Annotated in this window: 15 protein-coding genes and 1 pseudogene; 12 read left to right on the plus strand and 4 right to left on the minus strand. The window is 66.7% G+C overall.

Annotation, left to right across the window (positions count from 1 at the left end; all coding sequences use genetic code 11):
* The first annotated feature begins 58 nt into the window (after window positions 1–58).
* A complete protein-coding gene (locus tag AVCA_RS20020; protein ID WP_012702887.1) occupies window positions 59–1357 on the plus strand; it encodes an SLC13 family permease in 1299 nt (432 codons plus the stop codon).
* Window positions 1358–1370: 13 nt separating this feature from the next.
* Here the strand turns inward: AVCA_RS20020 and AVCA_RS20025 are convergent, their stop codons facing one another.
* On the minus strand, window positions 1371–1733 hold the full coding sequence (locus tag AVCA_RS20025) for a DUF5064 family protein (protein ID WP_012702888.1): 363 nt from the start codon (window positions 1731–1733) through the stop codon (window positions 1371–1373).
* Window positions 1734–1975: 242 nt separating this feature from the next.
* Between AVCA_RS20025 and AVCA_RS20030 the strand changes: the two genes are divergently transcribed.
* The 11 genes and pseudogenes from AVCA_RS20030 to AVCA_RS26920 form a co-directional block, all read left to right on the plus strand.
* Window positions 1976–4288, plus strand: coding sequence for a DUF3141 domain-containing protein (locus AVCA_RS20030; protein WP_231876236.1), 2313 nt, complete (start codon window positions 1976–1978; stop codon window positions 4286–4288).
* A 24-nt stretch (window positions 4289–4312) separates the two neighbouring features.
* Window positions 4313–5266: a phosphate acetyltransferase gene (locus tag AVCA_RS20035; RefSeq protein WP_012702890.1), complete on the plus strand. Its 954-nt coding sequence runs from the start codon at window positions 4313–4315 to the stop codon at window positions 5264–5266.
* A 4-nt stretch (window positions 5267–5270) separates the two neighbouring features.
* A complete protein-coding gene (locus AVCA_RS20040) occupies window positions 5271–6455 on the plus strand; it encodes an acetate/propionate family kinase (RefSeq protein ID WP_012702891.1) in 1185 nt (394 codons plus the stop codon).
* Between the two features lie 11 nt (window positions 6456–6466).
* Window positions 6467–7249: an enoyl-ACP reductase FabI gene (fabI, locus tag AVCA_RS20045; protein ID WP_015589515.1), complete on the plus strand. Its 783-nt coding sequence runs from the start codon at window positions 6467–6469 to the stop codon at window positions 7247–7249.
* 14 nt (window positions 7250–7263) lie between these two features.
* Window positions 7264–8547 carry an efflux RND transporter periplasmic adaptor subunit gene (locus AVCA_RS20050; RefSeq protein WP_012702893.1) on the plus strand — a complete coding sequence of 428 codons (1284 nt, stop codon included), beginning with the start codon at window positions 7264–7266 and terminating at the stop codon, window positions 8545–8547.
* Window positions 8544–11753 carry an efflux RND transporter permease subunit gene (locus tag AVCA_RS20055; protein ID WP_012702894.1) on the plus strand — a complete coding sequence of 1070 codons (3210 nt, stop codon included), beginning with the start codon at window positions 8544–8546 and terminating at the stop codon, window positions 11751–11753. Before AVCA_RS20050 ends, AVCA_RS20055 begins: the two co-directional genes overlap by 4 nt.
* A 1-nt stretch (window position 11754) precedes the next feature.
* A complete protein-coding gene (locus AVCA_RS20060; protein ID WP_012702895.1) occupies window positions 11755–12369 on the plus strand; it encodes a paraquat-inducible protein A in 615 nt (204 codons plus the stop codon).
* Window positions 12366–12992, plus strand: coding sequence for a paraquat-inducible protein A (locus tag AVCA_RS20065; protein ID WP_012702896.1), 627 nt, complete (start codon window positions 12366–12368; stop codon window positions 12990–12992). The genes AVCA_RS20060 and AVCA_RS20065 overlap by 4 nt, the downstream gene beginning before the upstream one ends.
* The gene (locus tag AVCA_RS20070) at window positions 12985–14598 is read left to right on the plus strand and encodes a PqiB family protein (protein ID WP_012702897.1); all 1614 of its coding nucleotides are present in this window, start codon (window positions 12985–12987) and stop codon (window positions 14596–14598) included. The genes AVCA_RS20065 and AVCA_RS20070 overlap by 8 nt, the downstream gene beginning before the upstream one ends.
* Window positions 14599–14827: 229 nt before the next feature.
* Window positions 14828–15034: a transposase gene (locus tag AVCA_RS20075; RefSeq protein ID WP_012702899.1), complete on the plus strand. Its 207-nt coding sequence runs from the start codon at window positions 14828–14830 to the stop codon at window positions 15032–15034.
* A 241-nt stretch (window positions 15035–15275) separates the two neighbouring features.
* A pseudogene (locus tag AVCA_RS26920) lies at window positions 15276–15572 on the plus strand (integrase core domain-containing protein); the annotation flags it as partial.
* A gap of 42 nt (window positions 15573–15614) precedes the next feature.
* Here AVCA_RS26920 and AVCA_RS20085 read toward each other — a convergent pair.
* The 3 genes from AVCA_RS20085 to AVCA_RS20095 form a co-directional block, all read right to left on the minus strand.
* Entirely contained in the window at window positions 15615–18053 is a 2439-nt protein-coding gene (locus AVCA_RS20085; RefSeq protein WP_012702901.1) for a TonB-dependent siderophore receptor, read from the minus strand.
* Between the two features lie 111 nt (window positions 18054–18164).
* Complete coding sequence (locus tag AVCA_RS20090) at window positions 18165–19139, minus strand: FecR domain-containing protein (protein ID WP_012702902.1); 975 nt, start codon at window positions 19137–19139, stop codon at window positions 18165–18167.
* Entirely contained in the window at window positions 19136–19642 is a 507-nt protein-coding gene (locus AVCA_RS20095; protein ID WP_012702903.1) for a sigma-70 family RNA polymerase sigma factor, read from the minus strand. The genes AVCA_RS20090 and AVCA_RS20095 overlap by 4 nt, the downstream gene beginning before the upstream one ends.
* Window positions 19643–19906: the final 264 nt, after the last annotated feature.

Raw genomic sequence — 19906 nt, forward strand, 5'->3', positions numbered from 1 at the left:
TTCGTCCCATGAGCCGGCATTATCCTTCGCGGACCGGGAATGACGACGAGGCCTCGCGATGATGGAAGAAGCATGGACGGGCGCCGCCCTCGTCGCCCTGACGATCGGCCTCTGGGCGACCGCGCGACTGCCGGAGTATCTCGTCGCGCTGCTGTTCTTCGCGGCTGCCGCGATCCTGCGCCTCGCTCCGCCCGATATCCTGTTCTCCGGCTTTTCGTCCGCGGCGTTCTGGCTGGTCCTGAGCGGCTTCGTGCTGGGGACCGCCATCCGCAAGGTCGGCCTGGCCGACCGGATCGCCCGGACACTGGCCATCCACCTCGCCGGCTCCTGGCCCCGCCTAGTCGGCGGCGTGGTCTTGCTGAGCTACGCCCTGGCCTTCGTCATGCCGTCCAACATGGGGCGCATCGCCTTGCTGATGCCGATCGTCATGGCCCTGGCCGAGCGCGCCGGCCTGGCCGAAGGCAGCCGCGGTCGCATCGCCCTGGCGCTCGCGGTCGGCTTCGGTACCTTCCAGTTGTCGGCCAGTATCCTGCCCGCCAACGTTCCGAATCTGGTCATGGTCGGCGCGGCGGAAAGCGCCTTCGGCGTGCACCTGTCCTACCTGCCATACCTGCTGCTGCACGCGCCGGTACTCGGCGTGCTCAAGGGGCTTGTCCTGGTGGCCTGTCTCTGCCTGCTGTTTCCCGCCAGGCCACGGCCCATCGAGGCGCCGCCACCGGCCGAGGCATTGAGCCGCGACGAGAAACGCCTGGGATCGCTGCTGATCGCCACGCTGGCGCTCTGGATGAGCGATGCCGTGCACGGTGTTTCGCCGGCCTGGATCGGCCTGGCCGCCGCCTGCCTCTGCCTGCTGCCGCGCATCGGCTTCCTGAACGGCGAGGAATTCGCCGCGGGCGTCAATGTCCGCACCTGTATTCATGTGGCCGGCATCCTGGGCCTGGCGGCTTTCGTGAGCCATTCCGGACTGGGGACCGTCATGGGCGAATGGCTGTTGCGGATTCTGCCGCTCGATCCGGCCAGGCCGGGAAACAGTTTCGGCGCCCTGGTGGGCCTGGCCAGCGCGCTCAACTTCGCGGTCACCGCCAACGGCGTGCCGGCCTTGTTCACACCGCTCGCGCAGAGCCTGGCCGACGCGTCCGGTCTACCCCTGCCTGCCGTGCTGATGGCGCAGGTGATCGGTTATGCCACGCCGCTGCTGCCCTACCAGGCAGCGCCGATCGTCGTCGCCATGGGCATGGGACAGGTAGCGGCCAGGGATGGCATCCGGCTTTGCCTGGCGCTCGCCGCCATCACCTTCCTCCTGCTGGTCCCCCTCGATCATGGCTGGTTCGTCCTGCTGGGCTGGATACCTCGCTGAGCGGCGCAAGGTCCTAAGCATTCGGCAGGTGGCCGAGATCGACCGGATCGCCCGGGCGCAGGCCCAGCTTGTCGCGGATATCCCGGAACATGGCGTCGTATTCGCCATGCTCGCGCAGGACCGGCCCGAAGCGCGGATGCAGGCCGTTGCGCACGGCGATCCGGGTCAGCGCGTTGAGGAAGTCGAAGGCCATGTCGCGGTGCAGCTCGCACTCCTCCGCGAAGGGCCGGCCGTCGATCTCGCCCTCCATGCGCATGTGCAGCATCGCCCCCTCCCTGGCGTCTTCGCGCACCTCGTAGTAGACGTCGCAGATGAAGGCCTGGCGGTTGAGCTTGTCCACCTTCTGCTCGCGATGCGCATGACCGGGTGTGAACATGGGAGCCTCCTCGTGGTACGGGAAGCCCGGACCGGGCTTCGCCCGGATTCAGTGTAGGCAGCCCGCCCGCGTCAGCGCCGGTGGGGCGACATCCGGCAGGGCCCGACGCCGCGCGCCGGCCGGAGGCCATGCACCACCGATCAGCGAACCCCGCCGGGCCAGGTCGAAGGCGACGAACGGCATGGCCGGGACGGCGCCGCCACCTAGACTCTGCCCCGAAATACGCTCAAAGGGGCATGAGCATGGAGTTCGCAGCCCGGCTGACACGCAGCCACGCCATTTCCACCAAGACCCGGCATCTCTTCGAGAAGCGCGCCCGGACGGCCCAAGAACGGTTTCAGGAACGGATGCGCAAGGCCTGGGAACGGGAAATGGCCGACGCGTCGGCCGATCCCCCCGCCCCCTGGACCCTGTGGAACGACTGGTGCCGCTATGGCCTGGACGTCGCGCAGCGCTCGATCCTGTTCTGGGACACGCTGCGCCAGCGCGGCGACAACTATCTGGAACACGTGCGCCAGGGCCAGCCGCCCCTGCTGCATTTCGAGCATGAAACGGTGCTGGACGGGCGCACCTTCGCGCGCCCGGTCAACTACGCCCTGTTGCGCATCCTGCCGCCGGCCGGCATGGAGGCGGACCCGCGGCAGCGCCCCTACCTGATCATCGACCCGCGGGCCGGACACGGGCCCGGCATCGGCGGCTTCAAGGACGACTCCGAGGTGGGGGTGATCCTGCGCGAGCGACACCCGGTGTACTTCGTGGCGTTCTTCCGCCTGCCGGAGCCGGGCCAGAGCCTGCTGGACGTGTGCGCCGCCGAGCAGGTCTTCGTGCGCAAGGTGCGCGAACTGCACCCGGACAGCCCCAAGCCGGCGCTGGTCGGCAACTGCCAGGGCGGCTGGGCGACCATGATGCTGGCCGCCACCGACCCGGACAGCGCGGGGCCGGTGGTGATCAACGGCGCGCCCATGTCCTACTGGGGCGGCGCCTGGCGGGAAGGCGAAGGCGACAATCCGATGCGCTACGCCGGCGGGCTGCTCGGCGGCACCTGGCTGGCTTCCCTGGCCTCCGACCTGGGCAACGGTCTGTTCGACGGCGCCCATCTGGTGGAGAACTTCGAGAACCTCAACCCCGCCAACACCTACTGGGACAAGTACTACCACCTGTTCGCCAACATCGACGGCGAACCGCCGCGCTTCCTCGAATTCGAGCGCTGGTGGGGCGGCTACTTCCTGATGAACCGCGAGGAGATCGAGTGGATCACCCGCAACCTGTTCGTCGGCAACCGGCTCTGGTCCGGCGAGACCGGCGCCGGCCGGGGCAAGCCGGTCTTCGACCTGCGCGACATCAAGTCGCCGATCGTCCTGTTCGCCTCCCTGGGCGACAACATCACGCCGCCGCAGCAGGCCTTCAACTGGGTCGCGGACATCTACGCCAGCACCGAGGAAATCAAGGCGCGCGGCCAGATCATCGTCGGCCTGCTGCACCAGGACATCGGCCATCTGGGGATCTTCGTCTCCGGCCGGGTGGCCAGGAAGGAACACGCGCAGATCGTCTCGGTGCTCAAGTCCATCGAAATGCTGCCGCCGGGCCTGTACGGCATGGCCATCCACGAGCGTCCCGGCGCGGGCGGCAAGCTGGAATACGAGGTGGAGTTCCACGAGCACCGCCTGGAAGACGTCTCCGCCCGCCTCAACCGCCTGCAGCGGGTCGACGAGAAGCCCTTCGAGGCGGTGGCCGCGCTGTCCGAGTTCAACCAGCGCGGCTACGAGCTGTTCCTCCGCCCCCTGGTACGCCTCATGGCCAGCGAGCGCTCCGCCGAGCTGATGCGCCAGTTGCACCCGCTGCGCCTGCAGCGCTGGGCTTTCTCGGCGCGCAATCCCTGGCTCTGGTGGCTGGCCCCGGCCGCCGCGGCGGTCAGGAAGCAGCGCCAGGCGCCGGTGGCGAGCCGGGACGACCTGCCCCACCACGGCGAGCGGCTCGCCTCCGAACTGATCAGCGCGTCCCTGGACCATTACCGGGCGCTGCGCGACGCCGCCGGCGAGGCGCTGTTCTTCCAGACCTACGGCAGCCTGTTCTCCCTGATCCTCGACGAGAGCCCGCCCCCCGCGGCGTCGGCCGAAGCGCAGGAACTGCCCTTCGTCCAGGAAGCCCTGGACGCCATCGGCGAGGGCGGTTACGACGAGGCCTTCGCCCGGGTCGCCGCCCTGCTCGCGCGCAAGGACGAACTGTCCCTCGCACGACTGGTGACCAAACAGGAAATCGTCCGCGACTACGCCGACCTGCTGCCCCGCCTGCCGCCCGAGACCTGGCGGCGCATCCGCGGCGAGCAGGAAATCATCGTCAACTACGCGCGCGAACAGGCCCTCGCCACCCTGCCCGCCCTGCTGGCCGGGCCGGCCGAACGCGAGCGGCTGCTGACCCTGCTGGAGCGCCTGGCGGCGGACGAGCGCGTCCGCCGCTCCGAGCCCAGCGCCGAACAGCGAGCCATGCTCGAACGCATCCACGACGTGCTGGGCCGCGCGCCCGCCGTCGGGCAGCCCACGGCCAGGAGCGCCTGAGCGCCCCGCCGACGGAGGTATCCGATGACCGCTCCCCACGAAAAGTACCGGCGCCTGATCGACTACTGCAGCAACCTGCCGCCGACGCCGACGGCGGTGGCCTGGCCCTGCGACCAGAGCGCCCTGGAAGGCGTGGCGGACGCGGCGAAGAGTGGCCTCATCGCGCCGATCCTGGTCGGTCCCCGCGAACGGATCGAGGCGCTGGCGGCGCAGTACGGCATCGATATCGCCGGCCTGCCGATCGAGGAGGCGCCCTACAGCCAGGCCGCCGCCGGCCGGGCGGTGGAACTGGTCCGCGAAGGCCGGGCCGAGGCGCTGATGAAGGGCAGCCTGCACACCGACGAGCTGATGAGCGCGGTGGTCAGGCGCGAGACCGGGCTGCGCACCGCGCGGCGGGTCAGTCACTGCTTCGTGATGGACGTGCCGGGACACGCGGACGCCCTGATCATCACCGACGCCGCGGTGAACATCGCGCCGACCCTGGCCGAGAAGATGGACATCACCCAGAACGCCATCGACCTGGCCCACGCCCTGCAGGTCGGCCCGGAGAAGAAGGAGGTGCGGGTGGCGATCCTCTCGGCGATGGAGACCGTCAACCCCGCCGTGCCCTCCACCATCGAGGCGGCCGCCCTGTGCAAGATGGCCGACCGCCGGCAGATCACCGGCGCCGTCCTCGACGGCCCGCTGGCCCTGGACAACGCCATCAGCCTGGAGGCGGCGCAGATCAAGAAGATCGACTCGCCGGTGGCGGGCCGCGCCAACGTGCTGGTGGTGCCCGACCTGGAAGCGGGCAACATGCTCGCCAAGAGCCTGTCCTTCCTCGCCGGCGCGGATGCCGCCGGCATAGTGCTGGGCGCGCGGGTACCGATCATCCTGACCAGCCGCGCCGACTCGCTGACCACCCGCATGGCCTCCTGCGCGGTGGCCACCCTGGTGGCCAAGGCCCGGCGCGAAAGCACCGGCAAGGTGATCGGGTGAAATCATGCAGAACGTCATCCTGGTCCTCAATGCCGGCTCGTCGAGCCTCAAGTTCTCGCTCTTCGCCGAGCGTCCCGACGAACTGGCGCTGCAGTTGCGCGGCCAGATCGAGGGACTCGGCGGAGCACCGCACTTCGTCGCCAAGGACCCCGCGGGCACGATCCTCGGCGAGCGGCGCTGGGCCGACGGCACCCGCCTCGGCCACGACGACGCGGCCCATCAGTTGGTCGAGTTCCTGCAGGATTACCGGGACCGCTACCGGCTGACGGCCGTGGGCCACCGCGTGGTCCACGGCGGCCAGGAGTTCTCCCGGCCGGCGCGGGTGGACGGCGAACTGCTGGAGAAGCTCGAAAAGCTCGTTCCGCTGGCGCCGCTGCATCAGCCGTACAACCTGGCGCCGATCCGCGCCGTGGCCGCGCGGGCGCCGCAGCTTCCGCAGGTGGCCTGCTTCGACACCGCCTTCCACCGCCGCCAGCCCGAACTCGCCCAACTGTTCGCCCTGCCGCCGGCCATCACCGGGCGCGGCGTGCGCCGCTACGGCTTCCACGGGCTGTCCTACGAATACATCGCCGGCGTGTTGCCGCGACTGGCCCCCGAGGCGGCGGGCGGGCGGGTGGTGGTCGCCCACCTGGGCAACGGCGCCAGCCTGTGCGCCCTGCTGGCCGGCCGCAGCCTGGCCAGCACCATGGGTTTCACCGCCGTCGACGGCCTGCCCATGGGCACCCGCTGCGGCGCCATCGACCCCGGGGTGATCCTCTACCTGATGGACGAGCTGAAGATGGACGCCCGCGCCATCGAGCGGCTGATCTACAAGGAGTCCGGGCTGCTCGGCGTGTCGGGGATCTCCAGCGACATGCGCGAGCTGCTGGCCAGCGACGCGCCCGGCGCCGCCCTCGCCGTGGACCTCTTCGTCTACCGCATCGGCCGCGAGCTGGGCTCCCTGGCCGCGGCCCTGGGCGGGCTCGACGCTCTGGTGTTCACCGCCGGCATCGGCGAGCACGCGGCAACGATCCGCGAGCGCGTCTGCCGCGACGCCGCTTGGCTCGGCGTGGAGCTGGACAGCGCGGCGAACGCGGCCGGCGGGCCACGGATCAGCAGCGCCGCCAGCCCGGTATCGGCCTGGGTGGTGCCCACCGACGAAGAACTGATGATCGCCCGCCATACCCGGCAGGCGCTCTCGCCATCCTGAGGACGACGGATATGTCAGAGGAAACTCCCCGCCCGCTGCTGCATGGCGCCAGGGCGCTGATCACCGGCGTGGCCAACGAGCACTCGATCGCCTACGGCTGCGCCAAGGCCTTCGCCGAGCTGGGCGCCGAACTGGCCATCACCTACGCCAACGACAAGACCCGCGGCTACGTCGAACCCCTGGCCAGGGCTCTGAAGGCGCCGATCTTCATGCCGCTGGACGTGACCCGCCACGAACAGCTCGATGCCGTGTTCGAGACGATCGCCGAACAATGGGGAAGCCTGGACATCCTGGTGCATTCCATCGCCTGGGCGCCCAAGGAGGACCTGCAGGGCGGCCTGCTCGACTCCTCGGCGGCCGGCTTCGGCCTGGCCATGGACATCTCCTGCCACTCCTTCGTGCGCATGGCGCGCCTGGCCGTGCCGCTGATGAGCAACGGCGGCACCCTGCTCGCCATGAGCTACCACGGCGCGCAGAAGGTGGTGCCCAACTACAACCTGATGGGGCCGGTGAAGGCCGCGCTGGAGGCGTGCTGCCGCTACCTGGCCTACGAACTCGGCCCCAGGGGCATCCGCGTACACGCCATCTCCCCCGGTCCCTTGAAGACCCGCGCCGCCTCCGGCCTCAAGGATTTCGACCTGCTGCTCGGCGAGGCCGCCCAGCGCGCGCCCCTGGGGGAACTGGTGGACATCATGGACGTGGGCGTCACCTGCGCCTACCTGGCCAGCCCCTATGCCCGCCGCCTGTCCGGCGAGACGCTGTACGTGGACGGCGGGCTGAACATCATGGCCTGAGCGCCGCGCCAAGCATGGGCATCCTGAACGGACGGTCGTCGAACCCGGCAAGCGGCGGAGCGCGCTCCCGGCGCCCGTGGCGTTCGCTCGCCGCTCCGCTCGCCGGCCTCGCCCTGCTCGCCGGTTGCGGGGAAACCGCCGCCCCGCCGGCGCGCCCACCCACCGAGGTGACCGCCATCACGCTGGCCGCGCGGGATACCCCGGTGGTCTTCGAATTCGTCGCCCAGACCCAGAGTTCCCGGGAAGTGGAAATCCGCGCCCGGGTCGAGGGCTTCCTGGAAAAACGCCTGTACAACGAAGGCGATCTGGTGCGCACCGGACAGATCCTGTTCCAGATGGACCCCAGGCCGTTCGAGGCGGCCTTGCAGTCGGCCCGCGGCCAGCTCGCCCAGCAGCAGGCGCGCCTGGATATGGCCAGGGCCGACCTGGGCCGCATCCGTCCCCTGGTGAAGGTGGGCGCGCTGAGCAAGAAAAACCTCGACGACGCCATCGGCACCGAGCGGCAGGCGCAGGCCGCCGTGCTCTCCGCCGAGGGCGAGGTGCGCACGGCGCAGCTCAATCTCGGCTACACCACCATCAAGTCGCCGCTCACCGGGGTGTCGAGCTTCGCCAAGCTGCAGGAAGGCAGCTATGTGACGCCGGGCGCGGCCGGCCTGCTGACTTACGTGTCGCAGGTCGACCCCATCTACATCAACTTCAGCCTCTCGGAGAACGAGATGCTGAAATTCCGCGGCGAGATCGCCGCCGGCCAGCTCAGGTTTCCCCCGCACAACGATTTCGAGGTCGAGGTGGTGCTGGCCGACGGCTCGCAGGTGCCCGATCGCGGCCGCCTCGACTTCGCCGACTTCGCCTTCAGCGAGGAAACCGGCACCTTCCTGATCCGGGCGGAAATGGCCAACCCGAAGGGCCTGCTGCGCCCCGGCCAGTTCGTGCGCGCCCACCTCAAGGGCGCGGTCCGCCCTGGCGCCCTGCTGGTGCCCCAGCGCGCGGTCCTGCAGGGTTCCAAGAGCCATTACGTGTGGGTGATCGGCGACGGCGGCAAGCCCGAACAGCGCATCGTGGAAATGGGCGACTGGCACGGCGACGACTGGTTCGTCGCCCGGGGCCTGCGCGCCGGCGAGCGCATCGTGGTCGACGGTGCGATCCGGGTGACGCCGGAGGCTTCGCTGCAGATCGTCGACGCCCGTCCCGCCGCCGGGGAAACCGGCCAGCCGCAACGGCAGAAGGCGGCCGAGGCCTGGCCCGGCCAGCAGGAGCGGTTGAAGGCCGGCCCGTCCGGCGGGGGACAGGCGCCGTGAGCCTGTCCCACTACTGCATCGAGCGGCCGATCTTCGCCTCGGTGATTTCCATCGTCATCACCCTGGCCGGGGCAGTGGCGATGTTCAACCTGCCGGTGGCCCAGTACCCGGACATCACCCCGCCGCAGATCACCGTATCGGCCACCTATCCCGGCGCCGACGCCGAAGTGGTGGCCAACAACGTGGCGGCGCCCATCGAGCAGCAGGTCAACGGCGCCGACGACATGATCTACATGAACTCGTCGAGTTCGGCGACCGGCAACATGACCCTCAACGTGTTCTTCGAGATCGGCACCGATCCCTCGCTGGCCCAGGTGGACGTGCAGAACCGGGTCAACCTGGCCCTGCCGCAACTGCCCTCGGCGGTGCAGAGCCAGGGCATCCAGGTGCAGAAGAAGTCCTCGGCCTTCATGATGGTCATCGCGGTCTACTCCCCGGACGAACGCTACGACAGCACCTACATCGCCAACTACGCCAACCTGTACATTCTCGACGCGATCAAGCGCATCCCCGGCGCCAACCAGGCGAGCATCTTCGGCACCCCGGACTACGCCATGCGCATCTGGCTCAAGCCCGACCGCATGGCCCAGTTGAAGATCACCGCCGCCGACGTGCAGCAGGCGGTGGCCAACCAGAACCAGCAGTTCGCCGTGGGCCGCATCGGCCAGTCGCCGACCGGCGAGGCGGTGGAGCAGTCCTTCGCCGTCACCACCAAGGGCCGGCTGACCGAGCCGGAGGAGTTCGAGAACATCATCATCCGCGCCGCCAGCGGCGGGGCGGCCATCGTCCGCCTGCGCGACGTGGGCCGCGCCGAGCTGGGCCAGAAGGACTACTCCCTGCGCAGCACCTACCAGGGCAAGCCGGCGACGCTGATGGCGGTGTACCAGCAGCCCGGCGCCAATGCCCTGGACGTGTCCGACGCCGTCAGGACGACCCTGGCGGAGATGGAGAAGAGTTTTCCCGCCGGCATCGAATACAAGATCGTGATGGACACCACGGCCTTCACCCGCACCTCCATCGCCGAGGTGGTGCACACCTTCTTCGAGGCCCTGGTGCTGGTGGTGGCGGTCGTTTACCTGTTCCTGCAGAGCCTGCGCGCCACCCTGATCCCGGTGCTGGCAGTGCCGGTGTCGATCGTCGGCACCTTCATCGGCATGACCGCCCTGGGCTTCTCGATCAACATGCTGACCCTGTTCGGCATGGTGCTGGCGATCGGCATCGTGGTGGACGACGCCATCGTGGTGATCGAGAACGTCGAGCGCAACATGCAGGTCCACCGCCTGCCGCCCAGGGAGGCCGCCAAGCGGGCGATGGACGAGGTGGCCGGCCCGGTGGTGGCCATCGTCCTGGTGCTCTGCGCGGTGTTCGTCCCGGTGGCCTTCATGGGCGGCATCACCGGCCAGCTCTACAAGCAGTTCGCCATCACCATCGCCATCTCCGTGGTGATCTCCGGCCTGGTCGCCCTGACCCTGTCGCCGGCCCTCGCCGCGATCCTCATCAAGCCCGCCCACGGGCGCAAGCGCGGCTTCTTCCGCTGGTTCGAACGCAACTTCGAGCGCATGACCGAGGGCTACTCGCGCGCGGTGGCCTTCATGATCAAGCGCTTCCTGCTCGCCCTGCTGCTGTTCGCCGGGATGGTCGTGCTCACCGTGCTGATGGCGCAGCGCATCCCCGGCGCCTTCCTGCCGCCGGAGGACCAGGGCTACCTGCTCGGCGCGGTGATCATGCCCGACGCCGCCAGCCTGGACCGCACCGGCGAGGTGGGCCGGGCGGTCAGCGACTACTTCATGCGCGACGAAGCCGTCGAGGGGGTGGCCATCGTCAACGGCTACAGCCTGCTCGACAGCCAGAACAAGAACAACGCCGGCACCTTCTTCGTCGGTTTCAAGGACTTCGAGGAACGCTACAAGGACGACGAAAGCATCCGTACGCAGAGCGCCCCGGCGGTCATCGCGGCCGCCGGCCAGGCCTTCTCCCGGGTCCGCGAGGGACTCGTGGTGCCGGTCAACCCGCCGTCCATTCCCGGCCTGGGCACCACGGGCGGCATGGAGGTGTGGGTCCAGAACAAGGGCGACGGCAGCGTCGGCCAACTCGCCGGGATAGTGAACGATTTCGTCGCCAAGGCCCGCCAGCGACCGGAGATCGGCGCCATCACCGCCACCTTCAACGCCGCCTCGCGGCAACTGCTGGCCGACGTGGACCGGGAAAAGGCGGAAACCCTGGGCGTGCCGGTGGAGGACGTGTACAGCACCATGCAGACCATGTTCGGCTCGTTGTACGTGTCGCAGTTCAACAAGTTCAGCCGCCTGTGGCAGGTGATCCTGCAGGCCGAGCCGACCTACCGCCTCAGGGTCGAGGACCTGCAGCAGATCTACGTGCGCAACCGCGGCGGCGAGATGATCCCGCTCAAGGCCCTGCTGAGCACCCGCTACGTCACCGGCCCGGACCTGCTGACCCGCTTCAACAACTTCCCGGCGGTGAAGATCACCGCCAACGCGGCGCCGGGCTTCAGCTCCGGGCAGGCGCTGGCGGCCCTGGAGACGCTGGCCGCGCAGAACATGTCCGGCGACTACGCCCTGGCCCTGAGCGGCGAGGCCTTCGAGGAGAAGAAGGCCGGCGGCACCAGCGCCCAGGTGTTCGTCTTCGGCCTGATCATGGTGTTCCTGATCCTGGCGGCGCAATACGAGAAGTGGACGCTGCCGGTCGGCGTGCTGCTGGCGGTGCCCTTCGCGCTGTTCGGCGCCCTGCTGGCGATCCTGTTGCGCGGCCTGGTCAACGACGTGTACTTCCAGATCGGCCTGACCATGCTGGTGGCCCTGGCGGCGAAGAACGCCATCCTGATCTTCGAGTTCGCCGTGCTGAACCGCGAGAAAGGCATGTCCGTGTTCGACGCGGCGATGACCGCGGCGCGCGAACGCCTGCGCCCCATCGTGATGACCTCGCTGGCCTTCATTCTCGGCTGCGTGCCCCTGGCCATCGCCGTCGGCGCCTCGGAGAACAGCCGCCACTCGATCGGTACCGGGGTGATCGGCGGCATGCTGGCGGCGACGGTGATCGCGGTGTTCTTCATCCCGCTGTTCTACTACCTGATCGAGCGGCTTTCCGAGAAGAGCGGCACCGCGAAGCAGGAAGCGCCGCCCGCCGAGCCGGCGCCCCTGGGCGGCGACCTGAGCGGCGTGCCGCAACGCCGGCGCGAGGACGACTGAGATGGGCGTGACGGAAAGCCCCCTGGTGGCCTGCCACGACTGCGACCTCCTGCAGCGCGAGCCGATGCTGCCCGAAGGCGGCGTGGCCCGCTGCCGGCGCTGCGGGGCGATCCTGTCGCGCAATCACCCGCGGAGCAGCGAGCGCGCCCTGGCCTTCGGGCTCGGCGCCCTCCTCCTCTTCCTGATCGCCAACCTCTTTCCCATCGTCGGCCTCAGCCTCGGTGGAGACTTCGTGCAGACCTCCCTGCTCGGCGCGGCGCGGGCCATGTACCGCCACGACATGCGCCTGGTCGCCGCCCTGGTGCTGGCGACCACCTTCGTCGCGCCCCTGGCGCAGTTGCTGGCCCTGCTCTACCTGCTGCTGCCGGCCTGCCTCGGACGCCGGCCGCCGCGAGCCCGGCTGGTGTTCCGCGGCCTGACCCTGGTGCAGCCCTGGGGCATGCTGGAGGTGTTCGTGCTCGGCATCCTGGTCTCGCTGGTCAAGCTCGCCCACCTGGCCAGCGTGGTGCCCGGGGTCGCCCTGTGGTCGTTCGGCGGACTGATGCTGCTGATGGCGGCGACCAGCGCCTCCTTCGACGCCCGCGACCTGTGGACGCGGCTGGAGGCGGCGCGGTGAAGGGCCCGGCGAGCGCCGCCCGCTGGCATCTGGCGACCTGTCACGGCTGCGGCCTGCTGAGCCGCACGGGCGCGGGCCAGGCCGCCCGCTGCCCGCGCTGCGGCACGCCCCTGCACGCACGCAAGCCGGACAGCATCGCCCGTACCTGGGCCTTCATCGTCGCCGCGGCGATCCTCTACGTCCCGGCCAACCTGCTGCCGATCATGGAGACCAGCTCCCTGTTCGGCGCCCAGCAGGACACCATCATGAGCGGCGTGGTGTACCTGTGGGTGTCCGGCTCCTGGCACCTGGCCCTGGTGGTGTTCGTCGCCAGCATCCTGGTGCCGATGGCCAAGCTCATCGCTCTGGTCATCCTGGCCCTGTCGGTGCAGTCGCGCGCCCGCTGGCAGCCGCTGCAGCGCACCCGCCTGTATCGCCTGGTGGAACTGGTCGGGCGCTGGTCGATGCTCGATATCTACGTGGTGACCCTGCTGGTCGCCCTGGTGCAGCTCGAAGCCCTGGCGACCATCCGCCCCGGCAGCGGCGCCCTGGCCTTCGGCGCCGTGGTGGTGCTGACCATGTTCGCGGCGATGAGCTTCGATCCGCGCCTGATCTGGGACGTCCTGGAGCGGGACGATGGCTGAGGCGCGCCCCGATCCGTCCGCCCTGCCGGAGGCCGAAGCGGCGCCCCGCTCGCGCTGGAGGCCGCAACTGGTCTGGCTGGTACCGCTGGTGGCCGCGCTCATCGGCGGCTGGCTGGCGGTGAAGTCGATCCTCGACCGGGGCCCCGTCATCGATATCGTCTTCAAGAGCGCCGAAGGCCTGGAGGCGGGCAAGACCAAGGTCAAGTACAAGGACGTGGACATCGGCCTGGTCACCGCCGTGAGCCTGTCCAGGGATCTCCGCCAGGTGCTGGCCAGCGCGGAACTGGTCAAGGATTTCCAGCCCCATCTGGTCGAGGACACCCGCTTCTGGCTGGTCAAGCCGCGCATCTCCGGCGGCAGCGTCTCGGGGCTCGGCACCGTGCTGTCCGGTGCCTACATCGGGGTGGACGTGGGCAAGTCGTCCCGCGCGCAGAAGACCTTCGCCGCCCTGGAGGTGCCACCGGTCATCCAGCTCGACACGCCGGGCCGGGAGTTCGTTCTGCGCAGCGCCGACCTGGGCTCCCTGGCGATGGGCTCGCCGGTGTTCTTCCGGCGCCTGCAGGTCGGCCAGGTGGTCGGCTACCAGCTCGACGGGAACGGCCGCGGGGTGAGCCTGAGGCTCTTCGTCAACGCGCCCTACGACCGCTTCGTCACCGACAACAGCCGTTTCTGGAATGCCAGCGGGATCGACGTCAAGCTCGGCGCCGGCGGCATCGAGGTGGATACCCAGTCGCTGGCCTCGCTGCTGCTGGGCGGCGTGGCCTTCGAAACGCCGGAGGAGTCCGTCGCCCTGCCGGGCGCCGCGCCCGACACCCCCTTCGAGCTGTTCGCCGACCGTGCCCGGGCCATGCGCAACCCCGAGCGCGACGTGTTGAAGATGGTCCTGCTCTTCGACGAATCCCTGCGCGGCCTGGAGACCGGCGCCCCGGTGGATTTCCGCGGCATCGCCATCGGCGAGGTGACCGCCATCCGCGTGGAGCTGGAGCCGGACAGCCGGCGCATCGTCATGCCGGTCGAGATCAGCCTCTATCCGGAACGACTGCGGCTGCGCTCCCGGGACAAGGACCTGCCCCGGCTTTCCGGCGAGGCACGCCGGCGTTTTCTCGAAGAACTGGTCGCCAAGGGCCTGCGCGCCCAGTTGCGCTCCGGCAACCTGCTCACCGGCCAGCTCTACGTCGGCCTGGACTTCTTCCCCCAGGCGACCACGGCCCGGATCGACTGGGACAGCGAGCCGCCCGGACTGCCCACCACGGGCGGCAGCCTGGGCGAGCTGCAGGCATCCCTGCAGCGGGTCGCCGGCCGGCTGGAAAAGCTGCCGCTGGAGCAGATCGGCGCCGACCTGCGGCAGACCCTGCAGACCACCAGCCGCCTGCTGCACCGGCTGGACACCCAGGTCGCTCCGGAGGTCGTGGCCACCCTGGGCGAGGCGCGCAAGGCCGTGGACACCGCGCAGAACATGATGGCCGCCGACGAGCCCCTGCAACAGGACACCCGCGAGGCCATCCGCGAACTCGGGCGCACCGCCAGATCCCTGCGCGCCCTGGCCGACTATCTCGAACGCCATCCCGAGGCGTTGCTGTGGGGCAAGAAGAAGAGCGAGCCATGAGGCGGCCGCTCCTGCCGCCGGCAAGTGCATCGGCACGCCCTGTTCCGGCTCCCGGCCGAGTCATTTTCCTTCGCGCGCGACACCTCCTGGGTCCCTGCGACGCCGGAACGTCCGGCCCCGGGCTCCTACGCGGGAGCGTGGGAGCCGTCGAATATTTGTGAACGAGCCCCCCTGAAACACCGGACACCGTTTCCCCCTTACCATGAGGGATGGGCGAACGGTCGTGTTTATGACTACCAGCAAAGACAGACACATCGAAGTGCTCGGCCAGGAGCGGCGTCGCCGCTGGAGCGTCGAGAAGAAGCTCACCATGGTTCGCGAGAGCTTGGAGCCGGAACAAAGCGTCTCGGTGGTGGCCAGGCACAACGGCATCAATCCCAATCAGTTGTTCCATTGGCGTAAGCTCTACCTAGGGCCTGTTGACGTTTGGGCGTGAGCCGCGTTGCCGCGTCAAATGCCGCCAGGCCGGGCCGCGTTCGGCAAGGCGCGGGTCGCCGGCAATGGTCATTCCCTTGCCAAGACCCGCAACGCCGCATGGCGGCATTTGACGCGCAGCCTGGGCGGCCCCACCCGCAGGGACGGGGCCTACGCCCAAACGTCAACAGGCCCTAGATGGCTGCCTGTCGGCAGCCAGTGCCGGCGAAACCGTGGTGCCCGCCTCGGAACTGGCCGATGCCGACAACGGCTCGGCGTACACCGCCGAGCAGACCCGGGCCTTCGCCTGGGAGATTGGCTTGCTGTCGTTGACCACGCCGGTCTGAGAGCAACGCAGCCCACGCATGGCCGAAAGCTTCGTGAAAACGATGAGGCGCGATTACATCGCCCACATGCCAAGCCAAGCAGGACTGCCTCGCCTGAGGGCGCTGTGCAACCTGGAGATTGCCTTCCAGCATTATAATGAGGAGCATCCGCACAGCGCCTTGAACTACCGCTTGCTTCGAGAGTTTAGGCGGATGACCACAACATCAACTTAACGGGGTTGCGATGTCCGGTTTGATAGGGGCAAGTCCACTTATTTAAAAATCCCAACGTGTCGTCAACATCATATTACGAGGCTCTCCATACATCTTGGTGGCTATACCAGTCCACCGATCCCCGTAGTTAGAGTAGTAGTACTTGTCAAGCAAATTATTAACATTGAGTGTGGCCGAGAGATTATTAGTGATCTGATACCTACCCATCAGATTGACTAGCCAGAAGGCTTCATTCTTGAATTGATGCTCATTACCCAGAGCATCCGTACCATCCCGCCAAGTCGTGCCTTGGTAACTACCGCCACCACCGATGGTCATTTTACTCAATCTGCCAGGTAGCCGGTAGGTCGTATAAAGTTTGAACTGGTTCTCCGGCGCCTGGGTCGTCAGTTTCTCGTTGGTTTCATCCTCTCGGATGACCTGATGAGTAAACCCTGCCTGGATATTCCAGCCGGGCATCAATTCGCCGCTAACTTCCAGTTCGATGCCCTTGGTCTTGGCTTTTGTCCCTCTATAGGCAGAGTAAGTCATTCCATTACTGTTAGTCAGAGTGCCGATAGATTCAGCGCGGTTATCTTGGCGAATTTCAAAATAAGCCAGGCTGGCATTCAACCGGCCATTGAACCATTCGCTCTTGAGTCCACCTTCATAGCTATCGCCTTCGTCCGGATCGAGTACGGCATAACTTTCATCCCGGACACTTTGCGGCCGGAATATCTTGGTATAGCTGGCATACAGCGAAAAATTGTCGCTCAAATCGTAGGTGACGCCTGCGAAAGGAATCACTTCACCTGTTTCACGCATATTGCTATCGCCACCTCGGCGATAATTAGTTACTCGTCCTCCTAAAATCACGGCAAGATCATCGCTTAGACTAAAACGGCCACTGGCATATACAGCACGCTGGTTAATACGGTCTTCGGCACGATAGAGGATGCCACCCCAGTCCGGTCGCTCTGCACGTCCATTCCACTCCCCGATATTATCAACAGGCACTCTAATAACATTGTGCCCTGATCCCTTGAGATGATTATGATAGCCGCTGACCCCCACGGCCAGTTCGTGGGTACGGCCGAATAATTCGAAAGGACCACGGGCATAAGCCTCCAATGCCTGACTTCTCGTTTTGTACCTATATTGGCCAGAAAGCAATTCGGAGCTGCCAGTATCCCCATCTGGAGTATATTTAATACTTCCCAAGTTCGCATCGTATGCGTTTCTCTGGAAAGTGTAATAGGCTCGACTGCTCCAGCCATTATCAAACTCATGATCCAACTGACTAAAGAAGGCATGACTGAATTGCTCGGCGCGGCTCCAACTTGCTCCAGGATTGAAGGAGCGCGATGTGTTGATCTCATTATTATGGCTATCGAAAAAAGGTGTTCCTCCCCAACTGGTACCAGTCGGTATTGTCTTATCGTAATTGCCGCCGAATGTCAGCATCGTCTTGGGGGAAAGATCCACTTCCAAGATGCCATATAGTGCTCGCTTCTGCTCCTTGAAATGATCCATATAGGATTGTTGATCCTGGAAGGCGGTAGCAAAACGACCGCGAATACTCCCACTTTCGTCCAAGGGGCCACCTACATCCCATTCGGTACGGTAGTTATCCCAGCGACCATACTCGGCCGTGGCGTGTCCGGAAAACTCATGGGTAGGTTTCTTGCGCACAAGGTTGATAGTGGCACCAGGACTACCCGCTCCTGTGGTCAAACCACTAGCCCCCTTGATGACTTCCACGCGGTCGTATTGGATCATATCGCTTGTGGTCTCGCCCATGAAATTGATGCCATCGGACAAGACGGGGATACCATCGTATTGGAAGTTTCGAATCTCGTAGCCACGGGCATAGTAATAGGATCGATAGTTATCCGTGCCACGCCGCGTGACGCCTGGCGTATGATCCATCACCTTGTTGATATTGGTGAGATTGAAGTCGTCCATATGCTGGCGAGTGACGACCGTGACGGTCTGCGGTGTCTCGCGAGGGGTCAATACTAGTCGGGTGGCTGTTGCGATAGTGCCAGGTGTATATGACTTGGTCTGCTCGGTGATGGTGCCGAGTGCGTTGTCTTCTACTCGCATGGCATCCAGGTTTATCGTCCCGGCTGACTTGGTTTCCACCAGCACATATCCGCCACGGTCTTGCCGCTCTGCCTGCAAACCGCTGCCGGCCAGCAGGCGGTTCAGTGCTTCGTCCGGGGCGAAGGCGCCTTGCAGGCCCAGGGTGCTTTTGCCGGCCAGCAGTTTGGCGTCGAAGGCGACGCTCACGCCAGCCTGGCGGGAGAACTGGGACAGAGCAGCATCCAGGTTGCCGGGGGCGATGGAAAACTCTTGGTTGGTGGTCTGCTCGGCGATGGCGGTGAGCGGCATGCTCAGGATCACGCTCGCCAGCGGCAGATACAGCAGGGCGCCGCGCACCGCGGCGGCCAGGGTGGCGGGTCGGGAACGATGGGGCAACGGCTGTTTGCGCAAGTTCATAGGGAGGGCTTCTCGTTGGCAGTGAGCAAAATGTCACGACCTGAATGCCGAATAAGAATCGAAATCCCTTCACTTACCGGAAAATTATTTTCGCTGTTGGCCCTGCCGCGCTCAGGTAGCGCCCAGACGAACCCAGTAGCGGGTCAGGCGATACAGGCGTAGATCATGGCTGCGGGCGATGAAATCGAGCGTGGCGTCGATATCGCTCAACTGGAAGTTGCCGCTGATCGGCCGCCGGGCTATGGCCGGGTCGCAGCCGAGGTAGCCGTGGCGATGGCGGGACAGTTCGGCGAGCAGCTCTTCCAGCGGCAGTTCGCGGGCGATCAACTGGCCGTCGAGCCAGCCGTTCGGCGCGCTGTGGCTTTGGGGCAGTCGCAGGGCCAGGCCGGAGTTCAGCAGCCATTGCTGGCCAGCCCCGGCGATTCGGAGTTCGCTACCGTCGGCGGGTCGTAGGCTGACCGCGCCCTCCTCCACCGCCAGCCGCGTCGCTTGTTCATCCAGGCGCACGCTGAAGCGGGTGCCCAGAGCCTCCAGCAGGCCGTCGCGGGTTTGCACGCGCAACGGCCGTTCGGCGAACTGCCCGGTATCGCTGCCGCTGATCAGGTGCAGTTCGCCACGTAGCAAGCGCAGCAGGCGCTGCTCGCTGTCGAAATGCAGGCTGACAGCGCTGTCGGTGTTCAGGTCGAGCTGGCTGCCGTCGGCCAGCCGCCAGCGGCGGCGTTCGCCGATGGCGGTGCTGTGATCGGCCAGCAGGCGTTGCCAGGGGGTGACTTCGCCGGCGCCCCAGGTGGTGGCGCCCAACGCGCCGAGCAACAACGTCAGCTTGCCGAGCTGGCGACGTCTGAGATGGACCTTTGGCAGCTTGCTCAGGGCCTGCATGGCCAGGTCGGCCGGCACGCCGGCGAAGCGGCCCTGCAAACTCTGCACCCGCTGCCAGGCTTGGCGGTGCTGTTCACTGGCCTCATGCCAGACCTGGAAGGCGCTCCGGGTGCTGGCGTCGGCTTCGCCGTAGGTCAGCCTGACCGCCCAGTCGATGGCCTGCTCGATCACCGCCTCCGGCAGAGGCTCTTGCGGAGTGCGGCTCACGGCTCTTGCTCGAACGCCAGGCGGTAGCAGTGACGCAGCGCTTTGGCGATGTAGCGTTCGACAGTGGAGAGGGACACGCCAAGACGCTCGGCGATGCGCGGGCAGCTCAAGCCTTCGAGCTGGGCCAGCAGAAAGGCTTCGCGCACCGCCGGCGGCAGCTCGTCGAGCAGACTGTCGATGGCTACCAGCGTTTCGATCATCAAGACGCCGACCTCGGGGCTCGGCGCCTGTTGCTCCGGTAACTGTTGCAAGGTTTCCAGCCAGGCCCGCTCGATGTCGCGACGGCGCCAGAGGTCGATCATCAGGCCACGGGCGATGGTGCGCAGGTAGGCGCGCGGCTCTTCGAGCGACAGGTTCTGCCGACGTTGCAAGACCCGCAGAAAGGTATCCTGAGCCAGGTCGGCAGCATCGCTGGAATCGTTCAGCCGCCGTCGCAGCCAACCCTGGAGCCAGCCTTGGTGTTGGGCATACAGATGAGTGATGCTGGAGTCCCGCGACGACATTGGCGACACTTTCCGTAGCAGTGAGAGCGTTTTACCCAATACAGGCGCAGAGGCTGAATGAGTCCATGGGAGCGAAACACCTGTCAGGCTCTGCCACCAGCCAACCAGCTTTCAATGGACCCTACTCATGAAAGGTGCGCCGTCAAATGATAATTTATCTCATTATCAGCGTTGATCGGATCGCTCTGCAAGAGGGCTCGTTTTCATCCGCTGTCCGTGACAAGAGCCCGCTCCGGAGCTAAATCTGTTCTGCCGGAAACTGTT

This window comes from Azotobacter vinelandii CA (assembly GCF_000380335.1).
GTDB classification, from domain to species: Bacteria; Pseudomonadota; Gammaproteobacteria; order Pseudomonadales; family Pseudomonadaceae; genus Azotobacter; species Azotobacter vinelandii.